This is a genomic window from Neglectibacter caecimuris (assembly GCF_034335015.1).
In the GTDB taxonomy this organism is placed as follows: Bacteria; Bacillota; Clostridia; order Oscillospirales; family Acutalibacteraceae; genus Acutalibacter; species Acutalibacter caecimuris_A.
This window is the reverse complement of sequence record NZ_JAWXXK010000004.1, coordinates 379,658-397,673: the sequence shown is the minus strand read 5'-3', so window position 1 is coordinate 397,673 and position 18,016 is coordinate 379,658. Positions and strand designations below refer to the sequence as shown.

Genomic DNA, 18,016 nt, shown 5'->3' with positions numbered 1-18,016 from the left:
AAAGCCCGGGTTTTGGGAAAGCTTGTTCGGAAGAGCCTGAGCTTGGGATATCAGTGAGGAAAAGGACGTGGCAAAGCAATGGCAAAGGCCGAAAAGAGCAGATTGCAAAAAATACTTGCCTCCTGCGGCGTTGCTTCCCGCAGAAAAGCGGAGGAGCTGATCATTGCCGGAAGAGTTACCGTAAACGGCAGAAGAGCACAGCTGGGAGACAGCGCTTTGCCGGGAAAGGACCGTATCGCGGTAGACGGAGAGCCCATTGCTTTTTCCGAAGAAAAAATTTATCTTGCACTGCACAAGCCCAGGGGTTTTGTTACCACCATGAGCGATGAGAAGGACCGGCGCTGTGTGGCGATGCTGGTAGAGAATGTAGGGCAGCGGGTCTATCCGGTAGGGAGGCTGGATAAGGACTCCGAGGGCCTTCTGCTGATGACCAATGACGGAGAATTCGCAAATTTGGTGGCTCACCCGAAAAAGCACATTGCAAAAACCTACCGCGTTACCGTGCGGCCCGCTGTAACAGAGGAACAGCTTGCCCGGATCGCTGTGGGAATAGAGATCGAAGGGAGAAAAACCGCCCCTGCCAAGGTGCGGGTCTTGGAACAGCAGCAGGGCAGGGTGGTTTTGGAGATCGTGCTGTATGAGGGCAGAAACCGGGAGATCCGGAAAATGTGTGAAGTGCTGGGGCTGGAGGTCGCCCGTTTAAAACGTGTGGCAGTGGGACCTGTCAGGCTTTCCATGCTTCCCCAAGGGAAATACAGAGAGCTGACAAAAGAAGAGATTCGCGGTCTTTTAGCGGAGGCGAAGAAAGAAGGAGGAAGAAAAGAGCATGGTAGAAATTCTCCCCATGCAGGACAGGGAACGGGAAAAAGAGCTTCTGCTGACAGTGGACGAGGCAGGAGAGAACGCTAGGATCCTGACAATGACAGAGCGGGGAGAGCTTCTGGGCTGGGTGGCGGTGGAAATTTCTGACGCCGCGCTTCGCATTTTGAAGCTTTCCGCGGGAAAATATGATTTTTCCCGTCCGCCCCAGGGAGAGGAGGCCTTTATTTTGGATACCCTGGTGCGTTCCGCTGCCTCTTACGGTGAAACCTTTGGGGCCGATCGCATTGAGACGGCATTTCCGGATTTTTACAGCTTTTTGGCTCTTCGCGGTTTCGAGGTTGACGAACATCGTGCCTGTACGCCGATGAGCACGATCGTGAAATATGGATAACAAGGGTGGGCGAAAGCCCGCTTTTTTTCTTAACAATCCTTAAAATCTCAGGAAAATTCTTGCAATGAGTGCGGGAAAATGATAAAATAATTATTCAGTAAAGTGCGACTATTTTAAGCTTGGGAATGATACAAATGCTGAAAAGTATGACCGGATACGGACGCGGCGAGGTTTTGGCCGATGGCAGACACGTGGTTTTTGAGATCAAGTCTGTCAACCATAAGTTTTTTGAATGCAATGCCCGGCTGCCCCGCGGCTGTACCTTTGCGGAGGACAAGCTGAAAGCTCTGATACAAAGTAAGGTTTCCAGAGGAAAGATTGATGTATTCCTTCAGGTGGAAACCGTGGAGGATTCCGGCAGCGAGGTCTTGATCAATCACTCTCTGGCGGAAGCCTATGTTCGGGCCTTGCGGGAGCTGAAGGAACGGTATGTCTTGCCGGACGATGTTTCTCTTTCCCTGCTGGCGAGATACCCCGATCTGCTTTCTGTTCAGAAGGTGCCGGAGGACGAAGAGGCCGTTTGGGCGGCTATTTGCGCCGCCGCCGAACCCGCTCTTGCTTCTTTTCTAAAAATGCGGGAAGCGGAGGGCGCACGGCTGCACCGTGATATTATAGAAAAAGCCGACCGCCTGGAGCGTTTGGTGGGAGAAGTGGAAAAGATCACTCCGGAAACAGTGAATGAGTACCGGGAGCGGTTACAGGCAAAGCTGGAGGAGCTGCTGGGTACAAACCGCTTTGACGAACAGCGGGTGTTGACCGAAGTGGCGCTGCTGGCTGATAAAGTGGCGGTGGATGAGGAAACCGTCCGCCTGCGCAGCCACATTCACCAGCTTCGGCAGCTGGTGAGCTCAGAAGAGCCCGTAGGCAGAAAAATAGATTTTCTGGTGCAGGAAATGAACCGGGAGGCCAATACCATCGGCTCCAAGTCTCAGAATTCAAAAATTGCCTATTTGGTAGTGGACATGAAAGCCGAGATCGAAAAAATTCGAGAACAGATCCAGAATGTGGAATAAAGGAGAACAGTATGCGGCTGATCAATATCGGATTCGGCAATATGGTTTCCGCGGAAAAGCTAGCGGCGGTGGTAAGCCCTGATTCCGCGCCGATCAAGCGTATCGTGCAGGAGGCGAAAGAAGCGGGCAATCTGGTGGACGCCACCTTTGGCCGGCGAACCAAGGCCGTGCTCATCATGGACGGCGGTATGGTGGTGCTTTCCGCGATCCTGCCGGAAACGGTGGCGGGCAGATTTAACGGAAAAGAAGAAGCTTCCTCTGAAGAAAAGGCGGCTGACTAAACATTTTCGATATCGGAGAAGCATTGTATAGGAAAGAAAGGAACGATCCAAAATGGCAGAGAAGGGGTTGCTGGTTGTGATATCCGCTCCCTCCGGCGGCGGAAAAGGCACGATCTTGAAGGAGCTTTTTGCCCAAAATGAAAATTTACGGCTGTCCGTTTCCGCCACCACCCGCGCGCCTCGCCCGGGGGAAGAGCATGGAAAGCAGTATTATTTCCTGTCCCGGGAAGAATTTGAAGCTTTGATCGCCCAGGGAAGAATGCTGGAGCATGCAGAATATGTGGGAAACTATTATGGTACGCCCCGAGACCCTGTGGAGGAATGGCTTTCTCAGGGCAGAGATGTGGTTCTGGAGATCGAGGTGCAGGGCGGTGCGCAGGTCAAAAAGCTGATGCCGGAATGCGTTTCCATTTTTATTCTGCCTCCCTCCATGAAGGTGTTGGGAGAGCGGCTTCGGGGTCGGGGAACGGAAACGGAGGAAACGGTGCAGAAGCGCCTTGCCACTGCCCGGCGGGAGATCCCACAGGCAAGGGAATATGACTATTTGGTGTTCAATGACCGGCTGGAGGATGCGGTGGAAGAGATCCTCGCGATCCTGCGGGCGGAAAAATTAAAATACAGCAGAAATGCAGATTCTATCGAAAGGGTGTTGAACAATGCTGAAACCGTCTGATAACATGATCCGTACCCCTCACAGGAGTTATTACTCCCTGGTGATCGCTGTGGCGAAGAGAGCGCGCCAGATCGCGGAGGCCGCCGAGGAGGAGGGCCAGGTTCTCACTGAGAAGCCGGTAGACCTGGCTGTGCACGATTTTGTGGATAACAAATATAAAATTATCGAGCCGGATTCCTTTGAGGATGAATGATGCTTTGTTCGCGCAGGTGGCGGTAGAAAATACCGTTTACCGGTTTGATAAGCTCTTCACTTATGCGGTTCCTGTATCTTTACAGAAGCGTGTGGTTCCCGGGGTTCGGGTAGAGGTGCCCTTCGGCGCCGGAAACCGGGGGCGGATCGGCGTAGTCTTTTCCCTGACCGAGGAGATTGGCCAGCAGGTAAAAGAGATCAAAGCTGTTTTGGATCGGGAACCCGTTCTTTCCGCCGAGATGCTGGAGCTGGTTTTATGGATGAAAGAGCGGTATTACTGCACCTTGTTCGAAGCGGTCAAGCTGATGATCCCGGCCGGGCTTCAGTTTCGGCTGCGAAACAGCTACGTGCTCAGTCCCGAATTTAAGAATTTTGACCGGGAATGCTACACCCCTGTCCAGTGGCAGCTGATCCTTTTGCTGCGCTCGGCAGGGAAGTCTGTTTTTTCCGAAACCATTTCCGGAAAGCTGGGGATCACAGAGGATTCTCCCGATTTTTCCGCGTTGCTGGAACAGGGGATCGTCTGTAAGGTAAATACGGCGGCCAGTAAGATCAAGGACGCAGTCTCCAAAATGGTACGTCCCATTCCTGAATTTACCGGAAAGCTTACGCCACGGCAGAAGGACGTATATCAAACTCTGCTGGACGTGGGAGAAGCTTCGGAAAAAGAGCTTTGCTACTTCACCGGCGTTTCCTCCTCTGTGGTAAAGGCGCTGACGGATAAGGGTGCCGCGGAGGTTTTTGAATATGAGGTGTATCGCCGTCCCGCGCATTTTGACGAAGCGGAGGAGCAGCCGCGGGCGGTTCAGCTTTCCGCTTCACAGCAGGAAGCCTTTGACGGCCTGCTGGCGGAATACCGAAACCAAAGCGGCAATCGATGCGCTCTGCTTTACGGTGTAACGGGAAGTGGGAAAACCGCTGTTTTTCTAAAACTGATCCAATCGGTTCGCAAGGAGGGAAAAGGCGTCATCGTCATGGTGCCGGAGATCTCTTTGACGGGACAGGCCATCAGCCGGTTCCGTCAGAGCTTTGGCGACAGCGTTGCCGTGTTTCACAGCGGCCTTTCCCTCGGGGAGAGAATGGACGAATGGAAGCGTGTCAGGCGCGGGGAGGCTGAAATCGTGGTTGGTACCCGCTCCGCGGTATTTGCTCCGGTGCAAAAGCTTGGCCTGATCGTGATCGATGAAGAGCAGGAGCACACCTATAAATCGGAATCCAGTCCCCGATATGACGCCAGAGAGGTGGCCCGCTTCCGCTGCTGGAAAAACGGTGCCTTTTGTCTGTTGTCCTCCGCCACTCCTTCGTTGGAGTCCTGTCGCATGGCAAAGGAAGGAAAATACGGATTTTACAGACTTACCGCCCGGTTTGGAGAAGCTCAAATGCCGGAGGTAGAGCTGGTCGATATGAATTTTGACGGAGCGCCCGGAGAAAGCCGGGCCATTGGCGGCAGGCTTTCCCAGGCGCTGATTGAAAATTTCCGGCAGGGCAGACAGTCTATTGTTTTGCTCAACAGAAGAGGCTACCACACCTTTGCCTCCTGTACCTCCTGCCACCAGGTGGTAAGCTGCCCGAATTGCAGTATTTCCCTGACCTATCACAGTGCCAATCACCGTCTGATGTGTCACTATTGCGGCTATTCCGTGCCCTATTCCAGAAAATGTCCTTCCTGCGGCGGCGATACGGTCAGCTTTCACGGCCTTGGAACGCAAAAGGCGGAGGAACAGCTTTGCGAGCTGCTGCCGGAGGCCCGTATTTTGCGGATCGATACCGATTCGGTAACGGCCCGGTTTTCTCTGGAAAAAAAGCTGGATCAATTTGCCCGGGGCGAGTACGATGTAATGGTGGGAACGCAGATGGTAGCAAAGGGTCTTGATTTCGAAAATGTTACGCTGGTTGGCGTGCTTTCCGCCGACCAGTCCCTGTACAGCGATGATTTTCGCAGCAGCGAGCGCACCTTTGATCTTTTGACCCAGGTGGTAGGGCGCGCCGGGCGGGGCAAATATCCGGGAACCGCTTTGATCCAAACCTTTTCCCCGGAAAACCCCGTACTGCGTTTTGCCTGCAAGCAGGATTATTTTGGCTTTTACGAGCAGGAGGCGGCTTTTCGTCAGGCTCTTCTGTATCCCCCTTTTGTGGATCTGCTGGTGATCGGCTTTGTGGGCCAGCAGGAGCAGAAGGTAAAGGAAGCTGCTTCCCTTTTTCTGGAGATGCTTGGAAAGCTTGCTTCGGAAGAATACTCTGAGCTGCCCCTTCGGGTGCTGCGGCCCTCTCCGGCGGCAGTGGCCAGAATGGGCGGAAAGTACCGCTATAAGCTGATCGTGAAGTGCCGCAACACCCGGCGTTTTCGGGAAATGGCAGAGCGGCTTCTGCTGGACTTTGGGGAGCAAAGAGATTTTCAGCAGGTAACAGTTTACGCGGACGCGAACCCATATCACATCATGTGAGGAAGGAAGATCAGGATGGCAATACGAAACATTGTTCAATTTGGAGACAGCGTGCTGGAAAAGGAATGCCGGAAGGTGGAAAAGTTTGATGCCAGGCTCCATCAGCTTTTGGACGATATGAAGGAAACGCTGGCGGACGCCAACGGCGCGGGGCTTGCGGCCCCCCAGGTAGGTGTTTTGCGGGCTGTCTGCGTGGTGGACGTGGGCGAGGGTCCCATTGAGCTGGTGAACCCGGAGATCATAAAAACCTCGGGGGAGCAGACCGGAACAGAGGGCTGCCTTTCCTATCCTGATCACTGGGGGATCGTCACCAGGCCTATGAAGGTCACGGTAAAGGCCCAGGACAGAAACGGAAAGTGGTTCCAGGTAACGGGAGAAGAGCTTTGCGCCAGGGCCTTTTGCCATGAAATAGACCATCTTCACGGAGTGCTGTTCCGTTCCCATGCCACCCGTATGATGACTACCGCCGAGCTGGAGGCGGAGGCTGCCGCAAAGGAGGAAAACCATGAGAACGATCTTCATGGGGACGCCTGATTTTGCCGTTCCCTCTCTTGAAAAGCTATTGGAGAGAAAGGACGAGGTCTGTGCGGTGTTTACCCAGCCGGACAAGCCCAAAGGCAGGGGGCATAAGCTGCAAGCCCCGCCGGTCAAGGAACTCGCTTTAGCGCACGGGCTTCCGGTCTTCCAGCCGGATACTTTGCGCACGGAGGAGGCCCAGGAGCAGATCAGGGCCCTTGCTCCCGATGTGATCGTGGTGGCCGCATATGGTAAGCTTTTGCCAAAATCGGTGCTGGAGGCGCCGAAATTCGGCTGTATCAACATACACGGTTCCCTTCTTCCGAAATACCGGGGCGCCGCGCCGATCCAGTGGACAGTGATCCACGGGGAAAAAACAGCGGGCGTCACTACCATGTATATGGCGGAAGGAATGGATACCGGAGACATGCTGTTAAAGGTGGAAACACCGGTTGGGCCGGAAGAAACTGCCGGTGAACTTTTTGACCGGCTGAAGCTTTTGGGGGCAAAGCTTTTGGGGGATACCCTGGAGCAGCTGGAGTTAGGGACCCTGCGCCGCACTCCGCAGAATGAGGCGGAGGCCACCAAAGCGCCCCTGCTTTCCAAGGAGCTGTCACAGATCGATTGGAGCCGCCCAGCTCAGGAGCTCCACGACCTGATCCGCGGGCTGAACCCCTGGCCCTGTGCTTTTACCGTGCTGGAGGGAAAGCGATTGAAGCTTCTTTCCTCCCGCGTCAGGGAGGAAACGGGAGTACCCGGAACGCCGGTATCCCGAGAAGAAGGTCTTTTGGTGTTCTGCGGGGAAGGCGCTTTGCTGCTGACAGAGCTCCAAACAGAAACCGGAAAGCGAATGAGCGGAAAAGAATATCTTCTGGGGCACCCCTTGAAAGCGGACGCCTGTATGGAGTAATTGTGATAAGGAAGGCTTATGAAACGATCTGCCAGAAGCACGGCGCTGGACGCCCTTCTCCAAATGGAAAAGAACGAGGGATATTCCAATCTTGTGATCGATAAGGCCTTGAAGGCCGCCCAGCTGGACCGGCGGGACGCGGCGCTGGCATCCACCATTTTTTACGGTGTGCTGGAAAAGCAGCTTACCCTGGATTATTTTTTAGAGGACTGTCTGCGTTCCCCGGGAAAAAAGCTGGATCAAACGGTGCGTATGGCCTTACGGTGCGCAGCCTACCAGATCTGCTTTTTAGACCGTATCCCGGATTCCGCCGCGGTCAACGAAACGGTAAATCTGGTCAAGGAGCATGGAAAACCCGGCTTTTCCGGATTGGTCAACGGCGTTCTGCGAACTCTCATTCGCCGGAAGGAAAGCCTTCTCCTGCCGGAGGGAGAAGAAGTATCCGCCTTAAGCCTGCGCTATTCGGTGCCAAAAGAGTTGATTTCTCTTTGGCAGGCTTCCTATGGAAAGGAGATCACCTTAAAGCTTCTGAAAGCTCTGACAGACCGGCCCAAAACCTATGTGCGGGTCAATACGCTGAAGCTTTCGCCGGAAGAGCTGAAGGAAGCCTGGAAGGCGCGGGAGATCCCTTTGGAGCCTCTCGCTTTTCCCCAGGGCTGTGGGATTTTGGAAAACTGCGGTTCTCCGGCTTCCTTGCCGGAGTTTCAGGAGGGCCTGTTTCACGTGCAGGATCTTTCCGCGCAGATGGTCTGCGAAATTGTAGCTCCCCGGCCGGGAGAGAATCTTTGCGATTGCTGCGCGGCGCCCGGCGGAAAAACCTTTACCTTGGCGGAAATGATGGGGGATACAGGCGCCGTAACGGCTTTGGAGCTGTATCGAGGCAGAGTAAGGCTAATCTCCGATGGCGCGAAGCGATTGGGGCTTTCCAGTATTACAGCAAAAATGGCAGATGCCTCCAAACCGATCACCGGGCTTTCTCCCATGGATCGGGTACTGTGCGATGTTCCCTGCTCCGGGTATGGCGTGATCCGCCGGAAACCGGAAATACGGTATAAAAGCCTGGCCTCCATACAGGAACTGCCAAAGCTTCAATATAAAATTCTGCAAAATGCCGCCACGCTTTTGAAGCCGGGCGGAAGGCTGATCTATTCCACCTGCACGCTGAATCCTGCTGAAAACGGGGAAGTAGCGGAAAAATTTTTACGGGAAAATCCGGGCTTTGCGCCCATGAAAATAGAGCTGCCGGAGCTCCGGCGTACCGTCAGGGAGCCCTCTCATCATTTGACAATGCTGCCCTTTTCCGGCGCTTCAGACGGCTTTTTCGCGGCGGCCTTTTTGAAAAAGTGACCGTTGTGCGGAAAAGCACAAAACGGATTCTATCAACAGACAGCTATGGGAGAAGTTTTTTTGGAGAAACTAGATATCAAATCATTTACGCTGCGGGAATTGCGGGAAGAACTTCAAAAACTTGATTTACCGGGATATCGGGCGGGCCAGGTGTACCGATGGCTTCACCGCGGCGTAACAGATTTTTCGCAGATGTCGGATCTGTCCAAGGAACTGCGGGAAAGGCTTGCGGAGCGTTATGAGATCCTCTGGGCCGAGGCGGAACTCAAACGGGTATCAAAGGACGGCACGGTGAAATATCTGTTTCGCTTAAACGATGGGGAATATGTGGAATCCGTGCTGATGAAATACCATCATGGATATTCTATTTGCATTTCTACCCAGGTTGGGTGTAAAATGGGGTGTAGCTTCTGCGCCACGGGGAAAAGTGGCTTTTCCAGAAACCTGAAGGCATCTGAAATCTTGTCTCAGGTACAGGCGGCTTCTTTGGACGCGGGGGAAAGGATCTCCAACATTGTGCTGATGGGTATGGGAGAACCGCTGGATAATTACGAAAATGTTCTCCGTTTTCTGGAACTGGTTTCTTCTCCGGAGGGCATGAACATCGGCATGCGGCATATTTCCCTTTCCACCTGCGGCCTGGTAGATCGGATATACGATTTGGCCGACAGAAAATTACAGCTTACTCTTTCCGTGTCTCTCCACGCTCCCAATGATGAGATCAGAAGCCGTACGATGCCTGTAAACCGCAGGTGGAATGTGGAAGAGCTTTTGAAGGCCTGTAAGTATTATACGGATACCACGGGGCGGAGAATTTCTTTTGAATACGCCATGATCCAGGATGTAAATGATATGGACTGGTGCGCGGCTGAGCTTGCCTCCAGGTTAAAGGGCATTTTGGCCCATGTCAACCTAATCCCCGTAAATGATGTTACGGGAACCGGGTATCAAAAAAGCGGGATCGCCCGCCAAAAGCAATTTATTTCCATTTTAGGCTCCAGAGGTGTTACGGCTACCGTAAGGCGTACTCTGGGTTCTGATATTGAAGCTTCCTGCGGGCAGCTGAGAGGCCAGCGTGAAAAGGGAAAGGAAAAAGCGGACCTGTAGATTTTTACTTGCTGTTTTTTTGTAAAAAGCTGTTCCGCTGAGCAAAGAAAGAAGGGAAATCATATCCATGAGAGTTGATTACAACACGGATACGGGGGCTGTCAGAGATTCCAACCAGGATTCCTGTGAATGCGGCCTGTTTTCTCAGGACAGCGCCTGGGCCATCGTGTGCGACGGTATGGGTGGCGCTAACGGCGGCAATGTTGCCAGCGCCGTGGCGGCAAAAGAGATCAAGGAATTCCTGACCAGCGGATTTGATGAGAACATGAGCCGGGAGAATCTTAAGTCCTTGCTGTTAAACGCGGTAAGCCAGGCAAACCGGGCGGTCTATTCCATGGCGCAGGAGCAGGAAGAACTGCGGGGCATGGGAACCACGGCGGTAGTGCTTTTGGCTACAAAAGGGCTTTTACATGTGGCCCATGTGGGAGACAGCCGCGCTTATCTGAAAAATAAAGACGGTCTCTCTCAGATCACAATGGATCATTCCTACGTGCAGGATCTTGTGAATATCGGACAGATCACTCAGGAGGAAGCAAGAGTACACCCTCAGCGGAATATTATTACCAGAGCTCTTGGCGGCCATGAGATCGTTCTCTGTGATTATTCCTATTTTGATTTTTCTCCCGGAGACACAGCCCTTGCCTGTTCTGACGGTCTCTCAAATTATGTGGAGGAAGCGCTGCTTCTGGAATATATGGAGAAGTATGACAAGGACGGAAAAGCCCTTACAGAGCATTTGACCGAATACGCGGTCAAGAGCGGCGGCGCTGACAATATCACGGTAGCCGTGATCAAAAACGGCTGAGCTCCGGAGAATAGAGAAAGGTTAGGTAACTGTATATGGAAGATAGATTTATCGGGAAACGCCTGGACGGCAGATATGAGATCCACGACCTGATCGGCGTGGGGGGAATGGCCTATGTCTACCGCGCTTACGACAGGGTGGAGGATCGCTGGGTCGCCATTAAGATCCTTAAAGAGGAATTTTCCAACAACAGCGAATTTCTGCGTCGCTTCCGCAACGAATCCAGGGCGATCGCCATGCTTTCTCACCCCAATACCGTAAAAGTGTACGATGTGAGCTTTGGCGACCAGATCCAGTATATCGTCATGGAGTATATCGATGGGATCACGCTGAAGCAGTATATCGAGCAGGAGGGGGCGATCCGCTGGAACGAGGCGGTCCACTTTACCGCTCAGATCCTGGCGGCCTTGGAGCACGCCCACAGCAAGGGAATCATTCATCGGGACATTAAGCCGCAGAATATCATGCTGCTGCAAAACGGCGCCATCAAGGTAGCAGATTTCGGCATTGCCAGATTCCTGCAAAGCGAAACCACCACCATGACGGATAAGGCTATTGGCTCTGTGCATTATATCGCGCCGGAGCAGGCCAGAGGCGATTATATTACCGATAAGGCGGATATTTACTCGGTAGGTGTGATGCTCTATGAAATGCTTACCGGTAAACTTCCCTTTGAAGCGGATAACGCGGTGTCTGTGGCTTTGATGCAGCTTCAGGCAAAGCCAGTAATGCCCAGAGAGTTAAATCCGGCAATTCCCAGAGGCTTGGAGCAGATCACCATGCGGGCCATGGAAAAGAATCCTATGGACCGCTTCCAGTCTGCCGGGGAAATGCTGGACGATTTAGAAGCGTTCCGCCGAAACCCCAACATGGTATTTCATTATGATCTGCAAACCGCGGCTCCCTATGACGCTTCCCGCCGGCTGGATTCTTATGATAATTCCCGTTTTACCCCTTCCTATGAGGATAATTATGAATATGAGGAAGAGCTGGTACGTTCCCGCAGAAGCGCCAAGGGCGCCATGGTGATCAAGGGGATCCTTGCCGCGGTGGTGATCGTAGGCATTATTTTCGGCGGTTTTTATCTGATGAACAACTGGGAAACTCTGCTTTCCGGTGGAGAAGTGGAGCAAGAGGTAGAGGTGCCGCAGTTTGAGGGGAAGATCTATCAGGACATTATTTCCGACCAAACCTTGATCGAAAACTTCACGTTTAAGACGCTGGAGGGCAACGATCCCGATAAACAGCCCGGCGAGGTCTTAAAGCAAACGCCCAAGGCCGGTATCATGGTGAAGAAGGGCCGTGAGATCGAGCTTACCATAAACGGTGAGATCAATAAGGTCACCATTCCGGAGGTGACAAACTACACACAGGCGGACGCGATCGCCCTTTTAAAGCAGTACAATCTCGCTTATAAATCGGAAAATGTAGCCGACGACAATATCGAAGTGGGCAAGGTGGTTTCTACCGACCCGCCCATCGGCACGGAGGTCAGCGAAGGCACGGTGGTAACGCTGCGGGTCAGCAAAGGGCCCGCAAAGAAGAAGGTAGAGGTGCCCGGCGGCCTCAAGGGAGATCTGGTATATAATGTTACCTCTAAGCTGGAGGACGCCGGCTTGGTGGTGGGAACTATCACCAAAGACGATACCAGCACGCAGCCCCAGGATACAGTGATCAGCACCAATCCCGATTCCGGCAGCATGGTTTCAGAAGGGGCCGTTGTAGATATTCTGATCAGTTCCGGCAAGGGCGCCGCGAAGGATCTCAGCTATTCTGTGCCTCTGCCCAGCGGCTTTGACCGGGATATCACCTTAAGCGTGTATCGGAATGGAACTCAGGTGGAAACCAGCACCGTGAACCCTGCCTATTCCGGCACGTATCCCATTACCTTTACGGGTACCTCCGGCACGGAAATTGTGGTAATAGAACTGGACGGGCAGAAATATCTTCAGCTGGAATTTGACTATGACGCGCAGCAGGTCAGGCCGGGAGAAATTTCCGGGTATGTGCCGCCGGATGACGGGGATCCCGATCCGGACGTCAGCGGCTCCGGCGATGTGAACCCTTGAGCGCGCTATGAAGGAATTGACCGGATTTGTCCGAAAGGGGATCGGCGGCTTTTACTATGTAGAAGCTGAAGGTGCTTTATATACCTGTAAGGCCAGAGGAAAATTCCGCAGAGAGAGAATTTCTCCTTATGCGGGAGACAAGGTTCGCATTTCCGTGGAAGAAAACGGGGAGGGGGCCATCGAAGAGATCCTTCCCCGGAAGAATTTCCTGGTGCGTCCGCCTGTGGCCAACCTGGACCGTCTGTTCGTGGTCACCTCTGTCTGCGAGCCCTCTCCCGATCCTTTGATGATCGATAAAACCATCGCCGCGGCGGAAATGCGGGGGATAGAACCGGTTTTGGTTTTTACCAAAACCGACCTGCAGGACGCGTCCTCTTGGGAAAAGCTTTACGCTCCGGTGAGGATCCCCTGTTTTGTGGTATCCTCTGAAACCGGGAAGGGGATCGAAGCCGTGCGGGCGTTGTTGGAGGGAAAGGTCTCCGCTTTTACTGGAAATTCCGGTGTGGGAAAATCCAGCCTTTTAAACGCTTTGTTTCCGGAATTTGCGTTGCAAACCGGCGAGATCAGCCAAAAGCTGGGCCGGGGCAGGCATACCACCCGGGAAGTGGAGCTCTACCAAATTGGGCCGGAAAGCTATGTGGCCGATACGCCCGGCTTTTCTACCTTCGATATTCAGCGCTATCAGCTGACAGACAAGGATCAGCTTGTATTTGGCTTTCGGGAATTTGAGCCTTATCTGGGAAGCTGTCAGTTTGCTTCCTGTTCTCATACCTGTGAAAAGGGATGCGCCGTTCTTCAGGCTGTGGAGGAGGGAAAAATTTCCCGTTCCCGCCATGAGAGCTATGTGAGCATGTATCAAGAGATAAAGGACGTGAAGCAGTGGCAGCAGAAAAACAGGAATGTATGATCATTGGGGCTTCCCCCATCAAAAATGATCGCATTTTTCGAGAATACGCCCCTGAAAATTATTTTGTGATCTGTGCGGACGCGGGATATGAGACCGCCCAGCGGTATCACATTACGCCGGATCTGATCGTAGGGGATTTTGATTCCGCCAGCAAAAAGCCCCAGGAAAGCGTGAAATGCGTTGTTCTGCCGGTGGAGAAGGACGTTACCGATACCATGTTTGCTGTACAGAAGGGCTTTTCCAAGGGCTTTCGCAGTTTTGTGCTGCTGGGCTGTCTGGGAGGTCAGCGGTTTGACCACTCCCTGGCAAATCTTGAAGTGCTGCAATATATTCAGGAGCATGGGGGAAAAGGGGTATTGGCTGAAGAACACACAAAGGTGTTTCTGATCCGGGACGGCAGGCTGCGGATCACAGACAGCAAGGGCGCTACGGTGTCTGTGTTTCCCTATAACGGAAAAAGCTGCAATGTCTCCTATTCCGGCTTGGAATATCCTCTGCATCACGATACGCTGACCTGCGGCGGCCCTGTGATGGGCGTAAGCAACAGCGTGGTAGGGGAGCAGGCGGAAATTCGGGTGCACACCGGCGCCGCGCTGGTGGTGGTGTATCAGCCGTAACACTTTTTTCTTTTTTGTATACTATGGACTGAACGGCAAAATCGGCAGTCAGCGGAGATGTTGTTATGTCCAGGTCAAATTGCAAACAAAACTGTAACTGCTCGTGTTTCAAAAATTACCAGAGCCGGTGCATGTGCGCCATTTGCTTCGGTCTGGGCATGTCGCTCTCCTGCTTCTGCCCTGTGGGCCTTACCCTGTTTCTGGCCGCCGTGATCATGGTGGCCCTGGGGATTTCGCTGCTGCGGCATTAAGGGAGGTAACGGCAATGAAGGTTGTTGTGGTAGAAAAACGCACGGGCTTTTGGGGCTTCTTTTTGAGAAAGCTGTACGGTGTAAAAAAAGTGACGGAGTGATCCGCAAAAAAGAATACTTAGCTTTGAGGGACTCCTTGCAAAAAAAGCAAGGAGCCTCTTTTTTACACTTTTGGCGGACAAGCATGTGGATCTTATTACAGCAATCTCTTTGGTTGCCGAAAAAGTCTTCCGCAGCTTTAACATACTGTAAGACCCTATGATTTATATTTTTCAGGAATATTTTAAGAAAATTTGTTGACAAAGAAATTTTCCAGGCGTATTATCAGGATAAAGGATAAGTCCTTAAGCTGGATTTATTTTACAGGACAAGCTGTAAAACAGTAGGGAGGTAATATGATGGCGACCGAAACTTACAAGGTAGTAGTGTACGGTGCAGATCTGCCGGGAGTGTTTGCCGCGGCAAAGGCCGCCGCTGAGCTTACCTCTGGTGCGGCAAATGGCAAGGTAGCTTTGATTGTTCCCTATCCGAAAACCACCTTCCAGAACCAGGCGGGCGGCTGGACGGAGGATTACCTGTTGGGCGGCATTATGACGGCCGGTGGCTTGAATTATTGGGATGATAGTACATCAAGACCACCGTATAAATTGGATCAGCAAGGTTCTTACTATTATTACAAGAATTCTTTGGGTACGGGTTTTAATCGCATTATGTTGTCCGATAAATGCAAAGCTTCTATGAGCAACGCCAACGTGAAAATCTTCTATGGGCAGGATATTTTCAGTTTTTCGGCCGGGGGATCCCCTTATAAGATCAATTCTGTTACCATTTCGCCTATTCATCGAAACAGCGCAGGAAATGTAGTTTGGACAAACACAGCCACAAAAACAATCTTGAATGCTACTGTGTTTATTGACGCCTCCACAGATGGGAGAATTGCGCGCAAAGCAAATTCCGCCTGTACTGTGGGACGTTACAGTTGGCCAGCCGATTATTTACCGACAGATGAAAGAGCAGCTACAGATTATGTAGGTAGACAGCAGGCGGCTACATTGATGATCAAAATGACTAATATTCACCCAACGATACATGGCGCATCTGGTGAGGGTGGTTTCAAATGCAAGCCAGACACAGAAATCCCTGTAGACTTATGGGCAAGCGCAAAGATTTACGCTGATCCGAATGACCGTATTGTTGCATTCAACAATAAATATAAGGATACCGAAGGGATCATGATCAAACCGGCGAATGCCGCAAGAAATGGTAACGGAACCGACAACGGAGGAAAATTGAGCGATGACTGGTGGGTCAACGGCATCTTGATCTTCAATGTAGACGGACGTTCCCACTATCGCGACGATGCGGCGAATACCACCTTTAAGGTTACCCGGAAATATAATTCTATGACCACTGATCAGGCCTGGATCAAAGCTAAAAACTTTGTGAAACAGCACAAAGCTGAACTGGAAAGAGCTTTCGCTGCATATGATGGTTTTGAGAATGCAAGTATTGTAACAGACCCCTGGGGAGACCCGGTAGTGGGAGATCAGCTGTACATTCGGGAAACGGTACATATGTCCATGGTTTCTTCCAATCGGGCACATGGGACTTATAATACCAATTACCAAATAACGGCTAACGAAGCTTTGGACGCTGGAACTTCGCCAACGACTGGTTGGGATAAAAGTAATTATGCGACCAGAATCGGTCTTGCCTTTTACGGGTGCGATATTCACCCCTATCAGCCCAGTGATTATATGAATAAAGAAGAAACCAAATATATTTGTGGCTTAGAATCCGCAAAAAGTATGTGGAAGTCAGCAGACAATCCAAAGAACCCTATGTATATGCCGTATGAGACCCTGAGAACCAGCTATGTGTCAAATTTGTTGATTCCTGGATATGCGGCCAATATATGTTCCTATTCTTGGGGAGAGGTTCGGATATTTTCCAGTCTTAGCGTACTCGGCGATGCTGCAGGGATTGCGGCTGGATATTGCTGCAATAACAACATGCTGCCCTACGTAGTACAGCAATCTACTACAGCCATAGCGGCGATACAAAACAAGATCGTGGCAGCTCATGGTAAAATCAATAAATAGGAGGCGGCAAAATGAAAAAAACAATTTTCATCTGGTGTATTGTTGTACTGCTTATTGCGATGCTTTCCATGCCAATTTACGCATCTGGCGCTAATTCAACAGAAACATCTGTGACAGATGTCCCGATTGGTCTGCCAACCCAGATAACAGAAGCTCACCCCAAAGATATAAAGATTTCTGTCGGAGATGGGTATCTAACCTTTGGGCCTACAGCTAAGTCGGAGTTTGTTCTGATCGACGGTGAAAATTTGTCGGGCAATGTTGTGATTCCGGAAAAAGTGAATGGAAACGCTGTGACTCTTTCCGGCTGCTCCACATATGTTACCCAGTTTCCAGAAGCAAGGTATTATCCGAGCTTTGTATACAATCCTGACATGGTGTCGCTCACCTTCCCTGCCAGTTTACAAAAATTTGAGTATATCAGTCCCTACGAGAAACCCTTTTTAGGGTGCGATAGTCTGAAAGAAATTATTTTCAGCGGTGATGGGCCTGCATTGTTATGTGACTCAGACAGGGATTATTATGAATCGGGCGTAGAGTTTTTAGATGCTGTTGTTCCCCATTACCTTGGAGGTGCGGAGAATATTGAGCGCCTGGTTTTACCCCAAAAAGTAAAGGATTTTATTCTTCCCGGTTTCACAAGTCTAAAGGAAATTGTGTTGGATTCCTCCAACCCATACTTCACCAAAAGCAGCGATGGTATCATCTACAACAAAGCCAAAACAAAACTTGTAACAGCGGCGGAAAACGGAGCAGAGCGCACGGAAGTCACTTTGCCCGGCACGGTAACGGAAATTGAATGGGGTGGGCTGGGGATTTGTATCAATCTTGAGCGGATTTACGGCGGTAAAAACGTGACGAAAATGAGAAAGGACGAGTTCATCGGCTGCAAAAATCTGAATCCCTTTGAGGACACCTATGGCCATTGGGGAGAGGAAAGCGCCAAGTGGGCGTTCCAGAACCAGGTGTTTTCCGGCACGAGCCCCTTCCGGTTCAGTCCGGAGGGGAAAATGACCCGGGGCATGATGGTTTCGGTGCTATACCGTATGGAGGGAAGTCCCGATCCCGGTTGGGGCAGCCCGTTCCCGGACGTACCGGCGCCCATGTATTACGCGAAGCCCATCAAGTGGGCCTCTGCAAACGGAATTGCCGTGGGGTATTCCGAAAGCCGCTTCGCGCCGGAGGAACGGATCAGCCGGGAGCAGATGGCAAGCATGCTGTACCGCTACGCCCAGCGGAAAAAAGAGCCGATGGACACCTCCGCCCGGGGAGACCTGACCGCCTTTACAGATCAAGGAGAAATCAGCGATTACGCGGAGGAGGCCATGGCCTGGGCCGTGGGAGAGGGCTTCCTCTCCGGCAAGGGAGACGGCAGGCTGGATCCCCAGGGAACGGCCACTCGGGCCGAGGTGGCTTCCATGCTGCAACGGTTTTGGGGAAGGCAGACTTCCGTTGATCAATAAGCAATAAGCCTACCTATTGAAACAGAATAACCGAAAAAGAGGAAACGAGCGGAAGAAAATACCGCTGATTTCCTCTTTTCTTTTGCTGCCTGTTTTTCTCTTTTTT

General features: G+C 51.9%; 17 protein-coding genes. All 17 read left to right on the top strand.

Annotation, left to right across the window (positions count from 1 at the left end):
- Positions 1-78 precede the first annotated feature (78 nt).
- The 17 genes from U8T64_RS08190 to U8T64_RS08110 all read left to right on the top strand — a co-directional run bounded on the left by U8T64_RS08190 (position 79) and on the right by U8T64_RS08110 (position 17,910).
- Positions 79-909, top strand: coding sequence for a pseudouridine synthase (locus U8T64_RS08190; RefSeq protein ID WP_322182709.1), 831 nt, complete (start codon positions 79-81; stop codon positions 907-909).
- Positions 827-1,213, top strand: coding sequence for a hypothetical protein (locus U8T64_RS08185; protein ID WP_322182707.1), 387 nt, complete (start codon positions 827-829; stop codon positions 1,211-1,213). Before U8T64_RS08190 ends, U8T64_RS08185 begins: the two co-directional genes overlap by 83 nt.
- 134 nt (positions 1,214-1,347) lie before the next feature.
- The gene (locus U8T64_RS08180; protein ID WP_322182705.1) at positions 1,348-2,226 is read left to right on the top strand and encodes a YicC/YloC family endoribonuclease; all 879 of its coding nucleotides are present in this window, start codon (positions 1,348-1,350) and stop codon (positions 2,224-2,226) included.
- Positions 2,227-2,237: 11 nt separating this feature from the next.
- The gene (locus U8T64_RS08175) at positions 2,238-2,507 is read left to right on the top strand and encodes a DUF370 domain-containing protein (protein WP_322182703.1); all 270 of its coding nucleotides are present in this window, start codon (positions 2,238-2,240) and stop codon (positions 2,505-2,507) included.
- Positions 2,508-2,559: 52 nt separating this feature from the next.
- Positions 2,560-3,180, top strand: a complete 621-nt coding sequence (gene gmk, locus U8T64_RS08170; protein WP_322182701.1) for a guanylate kinase — start codon at positions 2,560-2,562, stop codon at positions 3,178-3,180.
- Positions 3,164-3,373 carry a DNA-directed RNA polymerase subunit omega gene (locus U8T64_RS08165; protein ID WP_322182699.1) on the top strand — a complete coding sequence of 70 codons (210 nt, stop codon included), beginning with the start codon at positions 3,164-3,166 and terminating at the stop codon, positions 3,371-3,373. Before gmk ends, U8T64_RS08165 begins: the two co-directional genes overlap by 17 nt.
- Positions 3,366-5,816, top strand: coding sequence for a replication restart helicase PriA (priA, locus tag U8T64_RS08160; protein WP_322182697.1), 2,451 nt, complete (start codon positions 3,366-3,368; stop codon positions 5,814-5,816). Before U8T64_RS08165 ends, priA begins: the two co-directional genes overlap by 8 nt.
- Before the next feature lie 15 nt (positions 5,817-5,831).
- On the top strand, positions 5,832-6,350 hold the full coding sequence (gene def / locus U8T64_RS08155; protein ID WP_322182695.1) for a peptide deformylase: 519 nt from the start codon (positions 5,832-5,834) through the stop codon (positions 6,348-6,350).
- Positions 6,322-7,242, top strand: coding sequence for a methionyl-tRNA formyltransferase (gene fmt, locus U8T64_RS08150; protein ID WP_322182694.1), 921 nt, complete (start codon positions 6,322-6,324; stop codon positions 7,240-7,242). Before def ends, fmt begins: the two co-directional genes overlap by 29 nt.
- An 18-nt stretch (positions 7,243-7,260) precedes the next feature.
- Positions 7,261-8,589 (top strand): 16S rRNA (cytosine(967)-C(5))-methyltransferase RsmB, encoded by a 1,329-nt coding sequence (gene rsmB, locus U8T64_RS08145; RefSeq protein WP_322182692.1) that lies wholly within the window; start codon positions 7,261-7,263, stop codon positions 8,587-8,589.
- A gap of 60 nt (positions 8,590-8,649) precedes the next feature.
- Positions 8,650-9,696, top strand: coding sequence for a dual-specificity RNA methyltransferase RlmN (rlmN, locus tag U8T64_RS08140; RefSeq protein WP_322182690.1), 1,047 nt, complete (start codon positions 8,650-8,652; stop codon positions 9,694-9,696).
- A 67-nt stretch (positions 9,697-9,763) separates the two neighbouring features.
- The gene (locus U8T64_RS08135) at positions 9,764-10,501 is read left to right on the top strand and encodes a Stp1/IreP family PP2C-type Ser/Thr phosphatase (RefSeq protein WP_322182688.1); all 738 of its coding nucleotides are present in this window, start codon (positions 9,764-9,766) and stop codon (positions 10,499-10,501) included.
- A gap of 35 nt (positions 10,502-10,536) precedes the next feature.
- Positions 10,537-12,570: a Stk1 family PASTA domain-containing Ser/Thr kinase gene (gene pknB, locus U8T64_RS08130; protein WP_322182686.1), complete on the top strand. Its 2,034-nt coding sequence runs from the start codon at positions 10,537-10,539 to the stop codon at positions 12,568-12,570.
- Between the two features lie 7 nt (positions 12,571-12,577).
- On the top strand, positions 12,578-13,477 hold the full coding sequence (rsgA, locus tag U8T64_RS08125) for a ribosome small subunit-dependent GTPase A (RefSeq protein WP_322182684.1): 900 nt from the start codon (positions 12,578-12,580) through the stop codon (positions 13,475-13,477).
- Positions 13,450-14,094, top strand: a complete 645-nt coding sequence (locus tag U8T64_RS08120) for a thiamine diphosphokinase (RefSeq protein ID WP_322182682.1) — start codon at positions 13,450-13,452, stop codon at positions 14,092-14,094. The genes rsgA and U8T64_RS08120 overlap by 28 nt, the downstream gene beginning before the upstream one ends.
- A gap of 646 nt (positions 14,095-14,740) precedes the next feature.
- Positions 14,741-16,447 (top strand): FAD-dependent oxidoreductase, encoded by a 1,707-nt coding sequence (locus U8T64_RS08115; RefSeq protein ID WP_322182680.1) that lies wholly within the window; start codon positions 14,741-14,743, stop codon positions 16,445-16,447.
- Between the two features lie 659 nt (positions 16,448-17,106).
- Complete coding sequence (locus U8T64_RS08110) at positions 17,107-17,910, top strand: S-layer homology domain-containing protein (RefSeq protein ID WP_322182678.1); 804 nt, start codon at positions 17,107-17,109, stop codon at positions 17,908-17,910.
- Positions 17,911-18,016: the final 106 nt, after the last annotated feature.